This is a genomic window from Endozoicomonas sp. ALB032 (genome assembly GCF_049310125.1).
Lineage (GTDB): Bacteria > Pseudomonadota > Gammaproteobacteria > Pseudomonadales > Endozoicomonadaceae > Endozoicomonas_A.
This window is the reverse complement of the sequence record NZ_JBLYNW010000001.1, coordinates 4,559,057-4,577,890: the sequence shown is the minus strand read 5'-3', so window position 1 is coordinate 4,577,890 and position 18,834 is coordinate 4,559,057. Positions and strand designations below refer to the sequence as shown.

The 18,834-nt window shown below is 46.1% G+C and carries 3 protein-coding genes; all 3 read left to right on the top strand.

Annotation, left to right across the window (positions count from 1 at the left end):
* Window positions 1-191 precede the first annotated feature (191 nt).
* Window positions 192-8,507, top strand: a complete 8,316-nt coding sequence (locus ACO6VG_RS17040) for a hypothetical protein (protein ID WP_422474826.1) — start codon at window positions 192-194, stop codon at window positions 8,505-8,507.
* A gap of 246 nt (window positions 8,508-8,753) precedes the next feature.
* Complete coding sequence (locus ACO6VG_RS17035; RefSeq protein WP_422474824.1) at window positions 8,754-17,030, top strand: hypothetical protein; 8,277 nt, start codon at window positions 8,754-8,756, stop codon at window positions 17,028-17,030.
* 366 nt (window positions 17,031-17,396) lie between these two features.
* Window positions 17,397-18,773 carry an exodeoxyribonuclease VII large subunit gene (gene xseA / locus ACO6VG_RS17030; RefSeq protein ID WP_422137756.1) on the top strand — a complete coding sequence of 459 codons (1,377 nt, stop codon included), beginning with the start codon at window positions 17,397-17,399 and terminating at the stop codon, window positions 18,771-18,773.
* Window positions 18,774-18,834 lie beyond the last annotated feature (61 nt).

The following is an 18,834-nucleotide window of genomic DNA, read 5'->3' as shown; positions in this document are numbered from 1 at the left end:
TGAACCCACTGCTATTTTTCCTCAGGCTCCATAGAGATCAGAACAATTCAATAAATAAAATCTGTTGTTTAACAGGTCAATTCTGATTAATAAATTAATAATCATCAGTTGGGATCTATGGCAACTCTATGCTCGTTTGTCACAGAAGACTGTTAAAACTTCTCTTTATTTCGCTGCTGTTCATGATTGCAATGAACGTACAAACAGGTCATGCCTCCGGCCACCAGAGTGAACCCGGATACAAGGCACCAGAAATCCGCTTTTTGGGTCTCTACGCCGGATTTAAAGCCAATAACTTTCACCTCAAGCTGGGTAACCATTATCACGTAATACACGACGTTGGCACCCCCAAAAAACTGTCCCTTTTTTTCAGGAATCAATGGTTGAGTCATCTGCCCGGGTTCCTGTTTGCAAAACTGCTTCCGCCTTCAATCATACCCTACCCTTCTTTCAGTCGCGGCTTCCCCTCACTGTCCCGGGCTTTTGGTGATGCCCCCGATTGCAATCCTCATCCGGTGATGATCGATCACTCTTTGCTGAAAAGCCGCTTATCAGTGCAAACCACTTGCATCGAAAATCATCCTGTATGGCAGATTACGGCTTCACCCTCGACATCATCGTCAGAGACTCAGGCCGTCGAGGGTGATTCTCTGTCTGCCTGGCTGTCGCTTTGGAAACTACTAAACGACACCCATACCAGTACCCTTTTCCTGCGCCCCTGGCGGGAAAGTCAGCAGAATCGCCTGCAGGCCATTATCTGCCAGACTAATCCGCTTACAGAGCATAAAAAGTGTCAGAGCGTTCTTATTGACTTCCCGCTGAATCACGCAAAACCCTGGCTATTGCCCGAACTGGCTAAAAAAGACATCATCAGCACTGACGGGCAAACCGCTTTGGACAGTGGCTATATCAAGCGGGTCAATCAGGCTATTCACTGCCTCTCTTCCCACGATAAGTTGTTTGGAGAACCCAATAAAAGCAAGACAACTGACAAAGAAAAAATTCACGCCTGCCAGAATAATCACTGGCTTTATCAATGGTCGGATCAAAGCTGGCTTTACCAACCGGGTATTCCCGAGACTGCGGTAGAACCCAGCCCGGCACTCATGAACGGGAAGTACTTTAACCTCTGGGCACTGGAAAAAGTATCGCCTGGCAATGATACCTGTCCAGCCTGGTCAAGATCTTCTTTATTCATCGCCCGCAACGACAGACATCGGAAATACCATTTCTGGGGAGCAGGTGATCCGGTGCTGCTGATGCGGTTCGCTGATGCCCCTTATAATGTCGAGGATCACTACGCCGGTTGGGACGGACCTGAAATTGGCACCCTGGTAGAAAGTGAGCACCTTAACCTGGCCGCCCTGCTTATGAGCACGGTGACCAGTACGCCCTTTAATCTCTATCAATGGCGGGGAATTCTCTCAGGGTTCATATCCCCCATCCCCAAAAGCCTCAGTGCCCGGGTAAGGGAGCAGATTCAGAGCGACCCCGGTTCACTTTACCAGTTTGTTAAACGGCGGCCTGAGTTACTGAACAATGTGCTGACCTATTTAAACCGGGAGTTTCCGGGGCACCCTGTCCACTCACACTTTTCCGGTCGTGTATCACCTTATTTTACCCGTCAAACAGACGGAAACCCACTGGCTTTGGTGCCCCAAACAAGCAACGCATTCGAGGGTTTTCATCCTCCTGCCATCCCTCATCAGCCAGATGTGTCACTCCCCTCTATGGGGTTTACATCAAACATAGTGACAGCTTCTGGTGTCCAGGGGAATAATGGACCGCCTGAATCTCAGTCCTCCCCGAGTAATCCCTCTGCACAAAAAGCCAAACAAAGTGGCAACAAAAGTAAACGAACTGCCAGCTCTGTCGGTAGGAACAATATTGACGACAATGAGCCACCACCACCGGGCGGCAAGCATCCGGTCACACCAGCAGACGCAGTACCCTCAGCATCCTTGCTTAAACATCTATTCTATTTGTACAGGCGCTCCGGACTTCGGCCTGAAAGAATGGCCCATAGATCGGACTTTCTTTCAGAACAGCTTGGTATCACATCCAGGGAAAAATTTGACACCCTGCTCCGTCTATGCAAACCACCCGACTGTGGCAGTGAAACATTATATAACCAGATGCTCCGGGGTTTTGATCCAAAAAACCAACAACACATGATGCTGGCATCCAAAGCACTGGAAAATTCTATACAGGTCATTGTTACTGATGGTCGGGGATATCTCTCCTATAGCTACCATGACCACACACCTCAAGAGCCTCTGGATGGGCTTGAAAATATCCATATGTTTCTGTTTCACGAGAATCACACGGTAAAACTCTCTCATCAAAGTGACAACACCCCCTGGTTCACTCACTTCCTGATCAGCTCCTACTTAAACAAGCAGGAAAACGAATGGCTGGAAGACAGTGCGTTTGAAAATGCTTTATGGGAACTGTTTCCACAATGGCAGAAGGATATTTTGTTATGCCGGGAAACGCTCCAGTGCAACGCCATAAAATCTGCCAGCGAACGGCTGGAGGAGGCGTCCATAAAATCTGCCAGCGAAATACTACAACAGGCGTTTACTGCACCCGATACATTCATGCAGGGAGATCTCGGACAGAACCTGTTCAGGTTTTACAATAAATTACGCCTTGTTTGTTACCCGTTCGACGATACAGAGAACCCTGATGGAACATTTTACGTTAGCAAAAACCTGCTTGGAGCAGTGGTTTTTTTCTGGGAAGAGTCTGCCAGTAAATACATCGCCTTTATAGCCCCTGATCTCTCCACATCTGCAATAAACGACAAAATACAGTCTTTGGATAATCATGTAAAAGATTATTCCGAGGGCGTATTTTTAGTAAAAAAACAGGATATCCGCTATGTGATTCCTGCACTCCTGGTGCTGGCACCTGTTTTTAGAAAAACCTATGCAGAAGCCGAGAGTATTATATCCGATACTGAAGATGCTCTTGTTTATGGGAGTTTAGCCAGATGGCAACATCTCTCGTCATTGTTTAAACCCACCGAACTGGTCAAGGTACCTGCTACCAATAATATTGATCTGGCAGTTGAGAATATTCAAAGTCTGGAAAAGATTTCGGCCTCCCTTGAGGAAAAGCTGACACGCGCCCTGCCTGGCACTACCGTGAGACGCAACAACTTTCACACCATAGCTTTAGCCAGCCCGAAAGAATTGCGGCGCACAGGGTTACTGCACACTTTAAAGATCCATTGCTTTCCCGATAACGGCAAAGAAAATACGATAAGATTCGCCGCTTGCAAGACCAAAAAATGGCGCATCTTATCGATCAATATTTCTGCCGGCCCTCAAGGGTATTTCGATTTCACCCGTGTAGAACCTTTTGCCAAGAGTTCCAGGCTACTTATGCCAAGCCTGCCCGCTATGGTTGAAAAACTGCTTCAGGACACACAACTTGATCAAACCTGCCCGGGCATTGATGCAAAGAAAAGGGGGCAAAATGCTCAAAATATATTAAAAATCTTGCTGGCGAGTGACACTGAGCAACAGGTTCAGGCGATTATTCAACAGTCACTGCTCAGCCGTTCTTCAGAAGCATCCGGGTTACCGGAATTTCTGCTTCCTTATATCAAGCCCGAACCTGACAAGGCACTGGAAAGCAATAGTGATATTGACGAACAGGCAACAGTTTCTACCGCTGCTCATGTCGAAGCTACAGAAGCGATAACAAAAGATTCTTCTTTCGATTCCCAAGAGAACAAACAGAAACAACAAGAAATAAGCGACATTGCCACGGTACCAGAAAAAAACGATATCACAGTAGAAGCAAGCGCTGATGATCAACGCTCTGTAGTTGCTGATAACAGTGAGGCAATGGCACCTGATCCTGCTGAACGCTCAAATAAAAGAAAGAATAACACCCCAGCCCAAAAGTCAATCTCGAATACGATCGATTTCGAAACGGCCTTGTCTCAGTCCGTAGAAATATCAAACTGGCTTAAGGAGATGGATCATAGCTTTGCGGACGAGCTGAACAGGGCAACAAAGACACAAGATTGCAAAGCCTCTGCAGAAAGCGAAGCCCCGACAGAAAATCCTGCGCCCGATAAAGAATCCAATACACTGCAAAAGCAACTGCATGACGGAAAAACAAAAACCCTGAAAACACTGGCCTGTTCCGGAGCATCGGCTGATACATCTACAGACCAGCCAGTCATCACCATCAACCTGGCCCATACCCCGGCCAAAAGCTTAGAACAGGCGGCTTATGAGAACCACTTTCCTTATGCGCAACTGGTTCAGGCGTTATTCATTCTGAACCAGAAATTCCCAGCTGGAAAATCAGAAGTATTGCAGATCTACGAAAAAACCTTCGAGCTACTGCTACCGGCAGCCATTGCCGGTATACCGCTTGCCTACCAATTATTAATCGGGATGCAATTGCGCAACCAACATCCGGCAGGCTGGCCTCAGATGGAACCTGTCAGCCGACTGTTACGCAGCATGGCTTCCAGAGCGACAAGCTTCAACCAGGTAAAAGTTGAAGGTCTATTGAAGGGTGGATTTCTGGAGCAGCTCTATCAGGATACAGACGCCATAACCCTGACCAGGATTGAGCAGGGGTTAGCCAAAGAGTCAGACCTGTCAGACAGAGGCAGAGAGGTAAAGGCCATTGTCAATGCCCTGAGAGAACCGGATACCACCTCGATATTAACATCCCTGAAAGCAGTGCGTCCCGGGGCTCGGGAGCTGCAACAAACCATCGGGTCGCTGATACTGATACTGGAGAAAAAACAAGAGCCTGCAACCAGTCAGATTCACAGTGAACTTTGGTCGTATAGCCTCAATGCCCTGCAAATTAAGGGAGCCTTGAAAAAAAAACCTCAGCACATGGATATATCTTATTTCCCACAGGTACTGGCCATGACTGACCTGAAAGCATTCATGGATACTGAGCAAACCGGACAACTGCTCAAATATCATCAACCCAGATTCATAGCCTTTTGGAAAATGGGTTTTTGGGAAAGCTATCTCAAGGCTTCGTTAAGCAAAGACAGCAAGAGTGAAAAGGAACTATTTGACGGGCATCATGACCAAATAAGTAATAAGGCGATTAAAAAGTCCAGACCCGATTTAATAAAAGACTGGATGCTTGCCCGCTCTTTGCTGCTTGCAAGAGACTTTATTCAAATCAAAGAGGTTCCGGCTTCCGCCACTCCGGCGCAACTAACGTCTGGAACGGGTACACATTCTGAAAAAGCAAAAAGAACCGTAAAAGCAGCCAGGCAACCAAAAGACCTGAGGCCTGGCATCCGACCATCAACAGGATCGCACAATGAACAATTATATATCCGGTATTTAGTACAACTGGATAACAATATTATTCAGGAACTCAGACTTATTCAGAGCAACCCGGAGAATTTTTTACAACAGGTAGAAGCTCACATCACTGCATTCAGAAAAGCTCTGGTAAGAAATGGCAACGATTTAACAGACAATCTGGGAATCGGTTATTACTATTTTCTGAAGGCACTGGCCATGATGGGGGCCAAAATGTCAGATGATGAAAAAACCATTGAGTTGTCTTTTACCCCTGAAGTCAAACTCAACGCTAAAAAGATAAAAGAGACTATTAGATTGTCTGATAAACATTTCTTCCCCTATGCCCCATTGCTCTTGCTGTTTTTTGAGCATGGCATGGGAGGAAATACTAATACAATAGCGAAGGCCCATTACTCTGCATTCTCCGGAGTGTCGCAGTCTATTGAGATTTTATTAGAATCGCTCTCAATCCCACAGGTTATGGCCGGACTATTACTCAAGTGGCTGATACTGATTCCAAAGCCTTTCAAACTGAAACTGGCCTTTGATGGAAACACCTACCTGAAAAGCCCGCAAAGCAATATTCTCGGCAGGGTAACACCTTCCATACGAATACTCAGAGAATTTATGGATCAGCTAACGGTAAAAGGCTCTGACGGCGCAGTTGATGTTGTTTTGAGTCGAATGGGCCAGAAACATACCATTACCCAGCATCTGCCAAACAAACAGAATGAAAAAGCGGAAAAGAAATCGGCTGCAGCCGAGTCAGGCAAAGCAGGAGTGGCTGGAGTACTGTTAGCCGCAACGAAAGAAGCTCTGAAAGCTTTAGAAGTAGCGAAAAATGCTTCGAAAGCAGCAGCAGTAGCTCTGGAGACAGCAAATGCAGAAGCGAGAGAGGCTTCGAGAGCGGCTGCAGTTGCCTTAGAGGTAGCGAATACAGAAGCGAAAGAGGCTTCGACAGCGGCAGCAGTAGCCTTAGAGATAGCGAATACAGAAGCGAGAGTATTAACGTTAAATACGGAGTTAGCAAAAGCTAAAGCGGAAGTGATAGCTGCAGAAAAAGCGCTGGCGGCAGCGAATTTGGAAACAGTAGAGACAGCGGAAGCAGAATTAAGATTGACACTTTACATCGCTACTGGCCGAACGGAACTGTTGGATTTTCATAGCCTGGATTTTTCGACATTGATCATTAACTTTTCTATATTAGGCTATGTTTCAGACTTGGAGGTTACCACATTCCTGAGACAGGTTCAGAGCGAGCTCACTAAAGATATTGATCCGGAGAGGCGGGCACTGGCAGATATTATAGAACTTGCTTTTTATCTGGTTCTGTATAATCCATCACCAGAAGAAGAGCCGGATCTCCATCATCTTAAGGCCCTTCCATTCTCTTCCCAGGCTAACATGACCATTCTTCATTTTGGTCATGACTTACGACTTCTGGCAAAAATAATTCATTTGCTTCCTGAAATAGCTGTCCACGATACCATGTCGTATTATTACAACACCTTTTTTCTGATTCACGAGTATATTCTCACGCTCATTGGTGGAAATGCAGAAAAGGCAAAAAAACTCCAGATTGATTCAGTTGGTTGGCAAACATTACACGATTGGTTTAGGCACTATACATGGTATAAGCCAGCAAATACTGTCGCAAGTCGTATTGAATCAAAAATCATGGAACAGGTTGTCTTTAACTATGACAGCTTGGAAATATTCATAGCTGGAAACGAAAGTATTTTTATTCTTGCTATTGAGCAAGCCAGAAAAGTTGGCTATCAGAAATTAAAACAGCAGTTAAACGAATATGATGGTAAATTGGATATTCAATCTGTACAGATGTCAGGCTGGCTTCATTGTCTGGCTGGATTGACGCTTCTGGAGGCACAAGTAAGTTCTGGCTTGCAGCGGGTAGTATTAAACGGACACACAAGCGTCCTGTCCAGTGCTGTTTATCATTTCGGAAGAGCACGTCAACATGGCTTTCCTTATGGTGGTTATCTGGAATCACTGGGGTTTATGCGGCTGTCAAACCACTTCCAGTATTATCAGGATGAGACTTCAGAAGCCTCGCGGACAGACTCCACCAATAACCCTGTTATTCAATACACATCGACCAAAAAACCAGGGGAAACGATCTTTGTTGAAGCAGGTAAAGTTGTTTACGATATTTTGCCCAGCTTATTAACAAGCTCTAGATTGGGTGTACGTTTTGCGGCTGAAGCAGCTATCAGACTCTTTACTGACAAGCGGTTTAATCTTCTGCAAACCCCTCAGGCCGGTTGGCCAGCACTGATCGCAAAGCATTTTTTGATTACCCCCGTAATCCATAACCTGCAATTTGTATTCAGCAATCATGGCCCGGAAGTTGAAGAAGCGTTATTTCCCGAGATAAGTAATCCTGACAGCATTGAGAGAATACTTCTGGAACCACTGGAGAAAACAAGGCATTTCCCCATTAAAAAAAGACCAAAACAATATGGTATTGCTCTGGACAACAAAATCAAAAGCAGTAGCAGGCCAGAAAATAGTAAAAAGTATTTGAGCCTTGTCAAAGCTTTTGTATTGGGTAAATCAGAGGTGCCGGATATATCATCCCTGACAACAACTTCTGATGTTGATCAATTATCAGAGAATATCACAAGCTATGAGCGAAGTCGGTTTGACTATACAACGTCGTTTGGATTGCTACATGAAACACCACAACCTGAAACCGGTTTGGATGAATTCGTTTTTAATCTGCCCCGGCTAAAATCTCACCCAAAGTATGAGGCTATCAGTAATGCTCTTTTGAAGAAACATCGTACAAAATCAGCCCTGATTCACTATTATTTATGGGCTTACGAGACCCTCGATAACAGCTATGACAACGAACGGCAGCTGTTCTGGGAAGAAATAATGACAAAGAAGATTGAAGAAAATGAATCAATGAAAAAAGCTTTCCTGACACTCCTGGCAACCGCCGACCTAACGGTTATGTACGATGATAACCGGGAGGCCATGAACACTGCATTCAAACAATACAATACCGATTTTGCTTCCTGGTTGGCCTTTTTTCACGGGATCTCGGCCACTTCCGCTTTTGCTCTGGGAGAGACACAAAAAGCAGACTTCCATCAAAAGCAATATAAAAACCAACAAAAAATATTACTTCATTCAGCACCTGGCTGGTTAAGAGCACTGGAAAGGCCAAATGAGTAAATTGAAGGCATGTGTTCAGTTTACGCTCAGCTACAAAGCCACTCTTGCTACATCCTGAACCCACTGCTATTTTTCCTCAGACTCCATAGAGATCAGAACAATTCAATAAATAAAAACTGTTGTTTAACGGGTCAACTCTGATTAATAAATTAATAATCATCAATTGGGATCTATGGCAACTCTATGCTTGTTTGTCACAGAAGACTGTCAAAACTTCTCTTTGTTTCGCTGCTGTTCATGATTGCAATGAACGTACAAACAGGTCATGCCTCCGGCCACCAGAGTGAACCCGGATACAAGGCACCAGAAATCCGCTTTTTGGGTCTCTACGCCGGATTTAAAGCCAATAACTTTCACCTCAAGCTGGGTAACCATTATCACGTAATACACGACGTTGGCACCCCCAAAAAACTGTCCCTTTTTTTCAGGAATCAATGGTTGAGTCATCTGCCCGGGTTCCTGTTTGCAAAACTGCTTCCGCCTTCAATCATACCCTACCCTTCTTTCAGTCGCGGCTTCCCCTCACTGTCCCGGGCTTTTGGTGATGCCCCCGATTGCAATCTTCATCCGGTGATGATCGATCACTCTTTGCTGAAAAGCCGCTTATCAGTGCAAACCACTTGCATCGAAAATCATCCTGTATGGCAGATTACGGCTTCACCCTCGACATCATCGTCAGAGACTCAGGCCGTCGAGGGTGATTCTCTGTCTGCCTGGCTGTCGCTTTGGAAACTACTAAACGACACCCATACCAGTACCCTTTTCCTGCGTCCCTGGCGGGAAAGTCAGCAGAATCGCCTGCAGGCCATTATCTGCCAGACTAATCCGCTTACAGAGCATAAAAAGTGTCAGAGCGTTCTTATTGACTTCCCGCTGAATCACGCAAAACCCTGGCTATTGCCCGAACTGGCTAAAAAAGACATCATCAGCACTGACGGGCAAACCGCTTTAGACAGTGGCTATATCAAGCGGGTCAATCAGGCTATTCACTGTCTCTCTTCCAACAATAAGTTGTTTGGAGAATCTAATAAAAGCAAGACAACTGACAAAGAAAAAATTCACGCCTGCCAGAATAATCACTGGCTTTATCAATGGTCGGATCAAAGCTGGCTTTACCAACCGGGTATTCCCGAGACTGCGGTAGAACCCAGCCCGGCACTCATGAACGGGAAGTACTTTAACCTCTGGGCACTGGAAAAAGTATCGCCTGGCAATGATACCTGTCCAGCCTGGTCAAGATCTTCTTTATTCATCGCCCGCAACGACAGACATCGGAAATACCATTTCTGGGGAGCAGGTGACCCGGTGCTGCTGATGCGGTTCGCTGATGCCCCTTATAATGTCGAGGATCATTACGCCGGTTGGGACGGACCTGAAATTGGCACCCTGGTAGAAAGTGAGCACCTTAACCTGGCCGCCCTGCTTATGAGCACGGTGACCAGTACGCCCTTTAATCTCTATCAATGGCGGGGAATTCTCTCAGGGTTCATATCCCCCATCCCCAAAAGCCTCAGTGCCCGGGTAAGGGAGCAGATTCAGAGCGACCCCGGTTCACTTTACCAGTTTGTTAAACGGCGGCCTGAGTTACTGAACAATGTGCTGACCTATTTAAACCGGGAGTTTCCGGGGCACCCTGTCCACTCACACTTTTCCGGTCGTGTATCACCTTATTTTACCCGTCAAACAGACGGAAACCCACTGGCTTTGGTGCCCCAAACAAGCAACGCATTCGACGGTTTTCATCCTCCTGCCATCCCTCATCAGCCAGATGTGTCACTCCCCTCTATGGGGTTTACATCAGACATAGTGACAGCTTCTGGTGTCCAGGGGAATAATGGACCGCCTGAATCTCAGTCCTCCCCGAGTAATCCCTCTGCACAAACAGCCGAACAAAGTGGCAACAAAAGTAAACGAACTGCCAGCTCTGTCGGTAGGAACAATATTGACGACAATGAGCCACCACCACCGGGCGGCAACCATCCGGCCACACCAGCAGACGCAGAACCCTCAGCATCCCTGCTTAGACATCTATTCTATTTGTACAGGCGCTCCGGACTTCGGCCTGAAAGAATGACCCATAGATCGGACTTTCTGTCAGAACAGCTTGGTATCACATCCAGGGAAAAATTTGAAACCCTGCTCCGTCTATGCAAACCACCCGACTGTTGCAGTGAAACATTATATAACCAGATGCTTCGGGGTTTTGATCCAAAAAACCAGCAACACATGATGCTGGCATCCAAAGCACTGGCAAATTCTATACAGGTCATTGTTACTGATGGTCGGGGATATCTCTCCCATAGCTACCATGACCACACCCCTCAAGAGCCTCTGGACGGGCTTGAAAATATCCATATGTTCCTGTTTCACGAGAATCACACGGTAAAACTGTCTCATCAAAGTGACAACGCCCCCTGGTTCACTCACTTCCTGATCAGCTCCTACCTGAACAAGCAGGAAAACGAATGGCTGGAAGACAGTACGCTTGAAAATGCTTTATGGGAACTGTTTCCACAATGGCAGAAGGATGTTTTGTTATGCCGGGAAACGCTCCAGTGCAACGCCATAAAATCTGCCAGCGAACGGCTGGAGGAGGCATCCACAAAATCTGCCAGCGCACTGCTGGAAGCGGCGTCCATACAATCTGCCAGCGAAATGCTACAACAGGCGTTTATTGCACCCGATAAATTCATGCTGGGAGATCTCGGACAGAACCTGTTCAGGTTTTACAATAAATTACGCCTTGTTTGTTACCCGTTCGACGATACAGAGAACCCTGACGGGACATTTTACGTTAGCAAAAACGTGCTTGGCGCAGTGGTTTTTTTCTGGGAAGAGTCTGCCAGTAAATACATCGCCTTTATAGCCCCTGATCTCTCCACATCTGCAATAAACGACAAAATACAGTCTTTGGATAATCATGTAAAAGATTATTCCGAGGGCGTATTTTTAGTAAAAAAACAGGATATCCGCTATGTGATTCCTGCACTCCTGGTGCTGGCACCTGTTTTTAGAAAAACCTATGCAGAAGCCGAGAGTATTATATCCGATACTGAAGATGCTCTTGTTTACGGGGGTTTAGCCAGATGGCAACATCTCGCGTCATTGTTTAAACCCACCGAACTGGGCAAGGTACCTGCTACCAATAATATTGATCTGGCAGTTGAGAATATTCAAAGTCTGGAAAAGATTTCGGCCTCCCTTGAGGAAAAGCTGACACGCGCCCTGCCTGGCACTACCGTGAGACGCAACAACTTTCACACCATAGCTTTAGCCAGCCCGAAAGAATTGCGGCGCATAGGGTTACTGCACACTTTAAAGATCCATTGCTTTCCCGATAACGGCAAAGAAAATACGATAAGATTCGCCGCTTGCAAGACCAAAAAATGGCGCATCTTATCGATCAATATTTCTGCCGGCCCTCAAGGGTATTTCGATTTCACCCGTGTAGAACCTTTTGCCAAGAGTTCCAGGCTACTTATGCCAAGCCTGCCCGCTATGGTTGAAAAACTGCTTCAGGACACGCAATTTGATCAAACCTACCCAAGCATTGATGCAAAAAGAAGGGGGCAAAATGCTCAAAATATATTAAAAATCTTGCTGACAAGTGACACTGAGCAACAGGTTCAGGCGATTATTCATGAGTCACTGCTCAGCCGTTCTTCAGAATCAACCGGGTTACCGGAATTTCTGCTTCCTTATGTCAAGCCCCAACCTGACAAGGCACTGGAAAGCAATAGTGATATTGACGAACATGCAACAGTTTCTACTGCTACTTATGTCGAAAGTGCAGAGGCGATAACAAAAGATGCTTCTTTCAATTCCCATGAGAAGAAACAGAAACAACAAGAAATAAGCGACATTGCCACGGTGCCAGAAAAAAACGCTATCACAGTAGAAGCAAGCCCTGATAATCAATGCTCTGTAGTTGCTGATAACAGTGAGGCAGTGGCACCTGATCCTGCTGAGCGCTCAAATAAAAGCAAGAATAAAACTGCAGCCCAAAAGTCAGTCCCGACTACGATCGATTTCGAAACAGCCTTGTCTCAGTCCGTAGAACTATCAAACTGGCTTAAGGAGATGGATCATAGTTTTCCGGACGAGCTGAACAGGGCAACAAAGACACAAGATTGCAAAGCCTCTGAAGAAAACCCTGCGCCCGGTACAGAATCCGATACACTGCAAAAGCAACTGCAGGACGGAAAAACAAAAACCCTGAAAATACTGGCCTGTTCCGGAGCCTCTGCTGATACATCCACAGACCAGCCAGTCATCACCATCAACCTGGCCAATACCCCGGGCAGTCAACAGCGCAAAGACTTAGAGCAGGCGGCTTATGAGAACCACTTCCCCTATGCGCAACTGGTTCAGGCGTTGTTCATTCTGAACCAGAAATTTCCATCTGGAAAATCAGAAATACTGCAGATCTATGAGAAGGCTTTCAAGCTGCTGTTACCGGCAGCCATCGCCGGTATACCGCTTGCCTACCAATTATTAATCGGGATGCAATTGCGCAACCAACATCCGGCAGGCTGGCCTCAGATGGAACCTGTCAGCCGACTGTTACGCAGCATGGCTTCCAGAGCGACAAGCTTCAACCAGGTAAAAGTTGAAGGTCTATTGAAGGGTGGATTTCTGGAGCAGCTCTATCAGGATACAGACACCATAACCCTGACCAGGATTGAGCAGGGGTTAGCCAAAGAGTCAGACCTGTCAGACAGAGGCAGAGAGGTAAAGGCCATTGTCAATGCCCTGAGAGAACCGGATACCACCTCGATATTAACATCCCTGAAAGCAGTGCGTCCCGGGGCTCGGGAGCTGCAACAAACCATCGGGTCGCTGATACTGATACTGGAGAAAAAACAAGAGCCTGCAACCAGTCAGATTCACAGTGAACTTTGGTCGTATAGCCTCAATGCCCTGCAAATTAAGGGAGCCTTGAAAAAAAAACCTCAGCACATGGATATATCTTATTTCCCACAGGTACTGGCCATGACTGACCTGAAAGCATTCATGGATACTGAGCAAACCGGACAACTGCTCAAATATCATCAACCCAGATTCATAGCCTTTTGGAAAATGGGTTTTTGGGAAAGCTATCTCAAGGCTTCGTTAAGCAAAGACAGCAAGAGTGAAAAGGAACTATTTGACGGGCATCATGACCAAATAAGTAATAAGGCGACTAAAAAGTCCAGACCCGATTTAATAAAAGACTGGATGCTTGCCCGCTCTTTGCTGCTTGCAAGAGACTTTATTCAAATCAAAAAGGTTCCGGTTTCCCCCACTCCGGCGCAACTAACCTCTGGAACAGGTACACATTCTGAAAAAGCAAAAAGAACCGTAAAAGCAGCCAGGCAACCAAAAGACCTGAGGCCTGGCATCCGACCGTCAACAGGACCATACGATGAACAAATTTATAACCAGTATTTATTACAACTGGATAACAATATTATTCAGGAACTCAGACTTATTCAGAGCAACCCGGAGAAATTTTTGCAACAGGCAGAAAAGCAAATCACTGCATTCCGAAAGGCAATAATAAGAAATGGTAACCATTTAACAAACAGACTGGGAATCGGTTATTACTATTTTATGAAGGCACTGGCCATGATGGGTGCCAAAATGTCAGATGACAACAAAACCATTGAGTTACCCTTTGGCCCGGAAGTGAAACTCAACGCCAAAAGGATAAACGAAACTATTTTATTGTCTGGTGATCATGGCTTCCCTTATGCCCCGATACTCTTGCTGTTTTTTGAATATGCTATGGAAATAGAGTCCAGTGCAACATCCAGAGCCATTTACTCTGCATTCTCCGGGGTGTCACAGTCTATTGAGATTTTATTAGAATCGGATTCAAACCTAATGGTTATGATCGGAGTATTGCTCAAGTGGCTGATACTGATTCCAAAGCCTTTCGAACTGAAACTGGCCTTTGGTACAGAGACTTATACGAAAAACCCGCAAAGCAATATTCCCGGCAGGGTAACAACTTCCATACGAATACTCAGAGAGTTTATGGAGCAGCTTCCGATAAAAGGCTCTGATGGTTCAGTTGATACTGTTTTGAGTCGAATGAACCAACAATATACTATTACCCAACATATGCGTAACGGACAGCATGAACGATCGCTGGTGAAAGCGGGAACAGCTGCGGCAGTGATAGCGACGTTGAGAGAGGCTGCGGCAGAGAGAGAGGCTTCGGCAGTTAGGGAAGCTGAGAATGCGGCAGCAGTAGCCATAGAGTTAGCAGATACAAAAGCGACAGCAGCAGCGATAGCGCTGGCAGAAGCTACAGTGGAAAAGAAACCTCAAAGGAGAGCGCCAGAGGAATCGGGAACGGTAGCGACAGCAATAGCGGAAACGAAAGCGGCAGTGACAGCGGCAGCGAAAGCAAAAGTAGTAGCGGAATCGAATGCGGCAGAGAAAGCAAAAGTAGCAGCGAAATCGAAAGCAGTAACAAAAGCGGCAGCGGAAGCAGAAGCAAAATTGCAAGCGGAAGCTGATAAGGAAGCAATATTAAGACTGATTCTCTACCTCGCTTCTGGTCGACCGGATTTGTTGGATTCTGATTATCTGGATTTATCTATGTTGACCATTTACTATTCAGTCTTCGGCCTGGCATCAGACTCGAACGTGTACGTATCCCTGAAAGAAGCTCAGGGCAAGCTCTCTAGTGATACTGATCCTGATATTCGGGTAATGGCAGATATTATAGAACTTGCTTTTTATCTGGTTAGTGAATCACCAGAAGCAGAGCCGGATCTCCCTCATCTTAAAGCTCTTCCCTTTGAAATCCAGGCCCGCACAACCGCACTTCATTTTGGTCACGACTTTCGACTTCTGAAAAAAATAATTCATTTGCTTCCCGAAATGACTGCCAACGATAAAGAATCCTACTGGTACAACACCTTTTTTCTGATTCACGAGTATATTCTCAGGCTCATTGGTGGAAATGCAGAAAAGGCAAAAAAACTCCAGATTAAGTCCTATGACTGGGAAACATTTCTCGCACGTTTTCAACACTTTGTATGGCATAAGCCAGTAAACACTATTGCAAGTCATATTGAATCAAGAATCATCGAACATATTGTCTTTAATCATGAACACTTGAAAATGTTCACAGCTGGAAACGAAAATATTTTTATTATAGCTATTCAACAAGCGAGAAAAGCTGGCTACGAGGAATTAAAACAGCAGTTAGAAGAATATGAAGATAGAATGGACTCTCAATCATCAGAGATGTCAGGCTGGCTTCATTGTCTGGCTGGCCTGACACTTCTGGAGGCACAAATAAATTTGGACTCTCAGCAGATAATATTAACCGGTCACAAAAGAGTTATGCTCAGCGCACATGCCCATTTCCAGAAAGCACGCCATCTCAACTTTCCTTATGCCGGTTATCTGGAATCACTAGTGGCTATGCGACTGGATAACTACCAGTATTACCAGGACGAGACATCAGAAGCCTGGCAAACAGACCTGGACAATAAGCCTGTTATTCAATACGCATCGGCCAGAAAACCAGGGGAAAAGATCTTTATTGAAGCGGGTAAGATTGTCACGGACATCTTGCCAGGGCTATTAGCAAGCTCTCTATATGGTGTAGGTTTTGCCGTTGAGGCAGCCATCAGAGTCTTTACTGATAAACGCTTTAATCTTTTGCATATCCCCCAGGCTGGTTGGCCAACACTGATCGCAAAGCATTTTTTGATTACCCCCATACACCATAACATCCAATTTGTGTTCAGCAATGATGTCCCTGAAGTTGAAGAAGCGTTATTCCAGAGTATAAGTGATCCTGAAAGTATTGAGCGAATACTTCTGGAACCACTGAAGAAAACAAGGCTTTTTCCCATTAACCAAAGAATAAAACAATATAGTTTTTGGCTGGACAGTGAAATCAAAAGTGGTGACAGGCCAAAAAATATTAAAAACTACTTAAGCCTTGTTAACGCTTTTTTGTCGGATAAATCGGAGGCGCCTGATACATCATCTGAGGCAACTGCTGCTGATATTGATCAATTACCAGAGACTATTGCCAGCTACGAGCTAAGCCGATATGACTATACAAACCTGTTTAAAGCACTGCGGGAAACACCACAACCTGACTCCAGTTTTGATGAATACGTTTATAACCTTCCGCAACTGAAATCGCACCCGTATTATGAAGCTATAAGTCATGTTCTTTTGAAAAAACATCGCACAAAGTCGGCCCTGATCCACTATTATTTTTGGGCGTACGAGACCCTCAATGATAGCTGTGACAACGAACGGGATCTGTTCTGGAATGGGATCATGAAACAGAAGATTGAAAAAGATGAAAAAATGAGAAGCGTTTTTTTGGCACTGCTGGCAACTGCCGATCTAACGCTTAAGTACGATGATAACCGGATGGCCGTGAGGACCGCATTCAAAAAATACAATCTGGAAATTAGTTTCTGGGTGACTTTTTTTCACATTTTCTCACGCGAAATCGAATTTTTTTTGCATAAATCAGAACATGGAAATGGCGATGGATGAGATGTGGATGTTTATTAAAAACCGAATGATAAGTACCTGGCCAGTTGGTTTCGCATATTCTGGCGAGTGGATTTTTTCATCCTTCAAGGCGCAACGACGGGCGCGTAGCCATAGCTACGCAACCAGAGTTGGAACGCAGAAGGGTGGAAAAAGCCGCCGTCCAGAATATGCGAAACCAACTGGTTAGGTACTTAATGTTCGGTCTTTAAAAAGTTGTTGATAATCTACTCAGTAAGAGTATCAGGAGGCCCGTGGCTGAAATACCCAACCTGACATCAATGATGTGTATAGTTTGCTCGGGAATAATCCGGTATATTGTTGTTCAGCCTTATCTCATCTCTCAAACACTGTAGCATCAACATTCTCATGCAAGGCCAGAATTTATTTCATGCTGAGCCGGGGTCTCCCGCTCAATCAGACAATCAGCGTCCTCTGACGGTAACAGAGCTGAACAGCCAAACCCGGAGAATGCTGGAAACGCGCTTCGCAAACGTCAGGGTGGAAGGCGAACTTTCCGGCCTTGCCCGACCCGGATCAGGACACTGGTACTTCACCCTTAAAGATGCCAATGCCCAGATTCGCTGTGCGATGTTCAAAAACCGCAATCGCAGCATTCGTTTTGTTCCGGCTGAAGGCATGCAACTGATTGTCAGGGGTCGGGTGAGCCTTTATGAGGGCCGGGGCGACTACCAGCTGATTGTCGATCACATGGAAGAAGGCGGTGCCGGTGCTCTTCAACGTGCTTTTGAGGCGCTTAAGCTGAAGCTGGACAACGAGGGTCTGTTCAATGCGGAGCGGAAAAGGCCCCTGCCTGCCCTGCCCTCCCATATTGGTGTTGTGACCTCTCCAACAGGCGCGGCTATCCGCGACATCCTGGCGGTATTAAAAAGACGCTTCCCCTCCATACCCATCACAGTCATTCCCAGTTCGGTTCAAGGGAAAGAAGCCGCCGACGAGCTGGTCAGAGGCATTGAAATGGCCAATCGCAGTGGGTTGTTTGACGTTTTGATTGTCGGTCGTGGGGGTGGTTCACTGGAAGACCTCTGGCCTTTCAATGAGGAAAGAGTCGCCAGAGCCATAGCGGCTTCTGAAGTTCCCGTGGTCAGTGCTGTGGGCCATGAAATTGATTTTACCATTGCTGATTTTGTCGCTGATTACCGGGCACCGACGCCATCGGCGGCGGCTGAAGTACTCAGTCCGGACCAACAGGATATTCTCAATAAGCTCGGTCTGCTGAATCGAAAGCTACAGACTCTGATGAAGCATCGTCTGCAGGCCCTGTCCCAGCGGCTTGATAACACCAGTCTGCGCCTGCGTCATCCGGGGGAACGCCTGAGAGAGCTCAACCAGCGGCTGAAAGATCTGGACATTCGTCTGCAACAATCGATGACCATAGCCCTTCAGGCTCAGGCTGCAAAGTATCAAAGGCTAAACGACAGGCTTTTACAGTCTTCACCTTCAAGACGCATTGAGCGGCTGCAAGGAGAGTTGAATCTGCTGAAAAGCCAGCTTGATTCATTTCTGCAGGTACTTTTAAAACAGAAAGAAAATCGCTTGAAACAACTGACAGGCATGCTGGATGCTGTCAGCCCTCTGGCAACCCTGTCTCGAGGCTACAGCATTGTCGCCAGAGGCGATGAATTTATTCGGGATGCCGGACAACTGACTGAAGGTGAACAGGTGACAGCCCGATTCAGCCAGGGTTCAGCAGACTGTCAGGTGATTAAGATTCACAAATCGTAGGCGTTTTGCAACACCTTCTTGATGAAAAAGATAAAGAAACACTCTTGTTTTCTTAATCTAT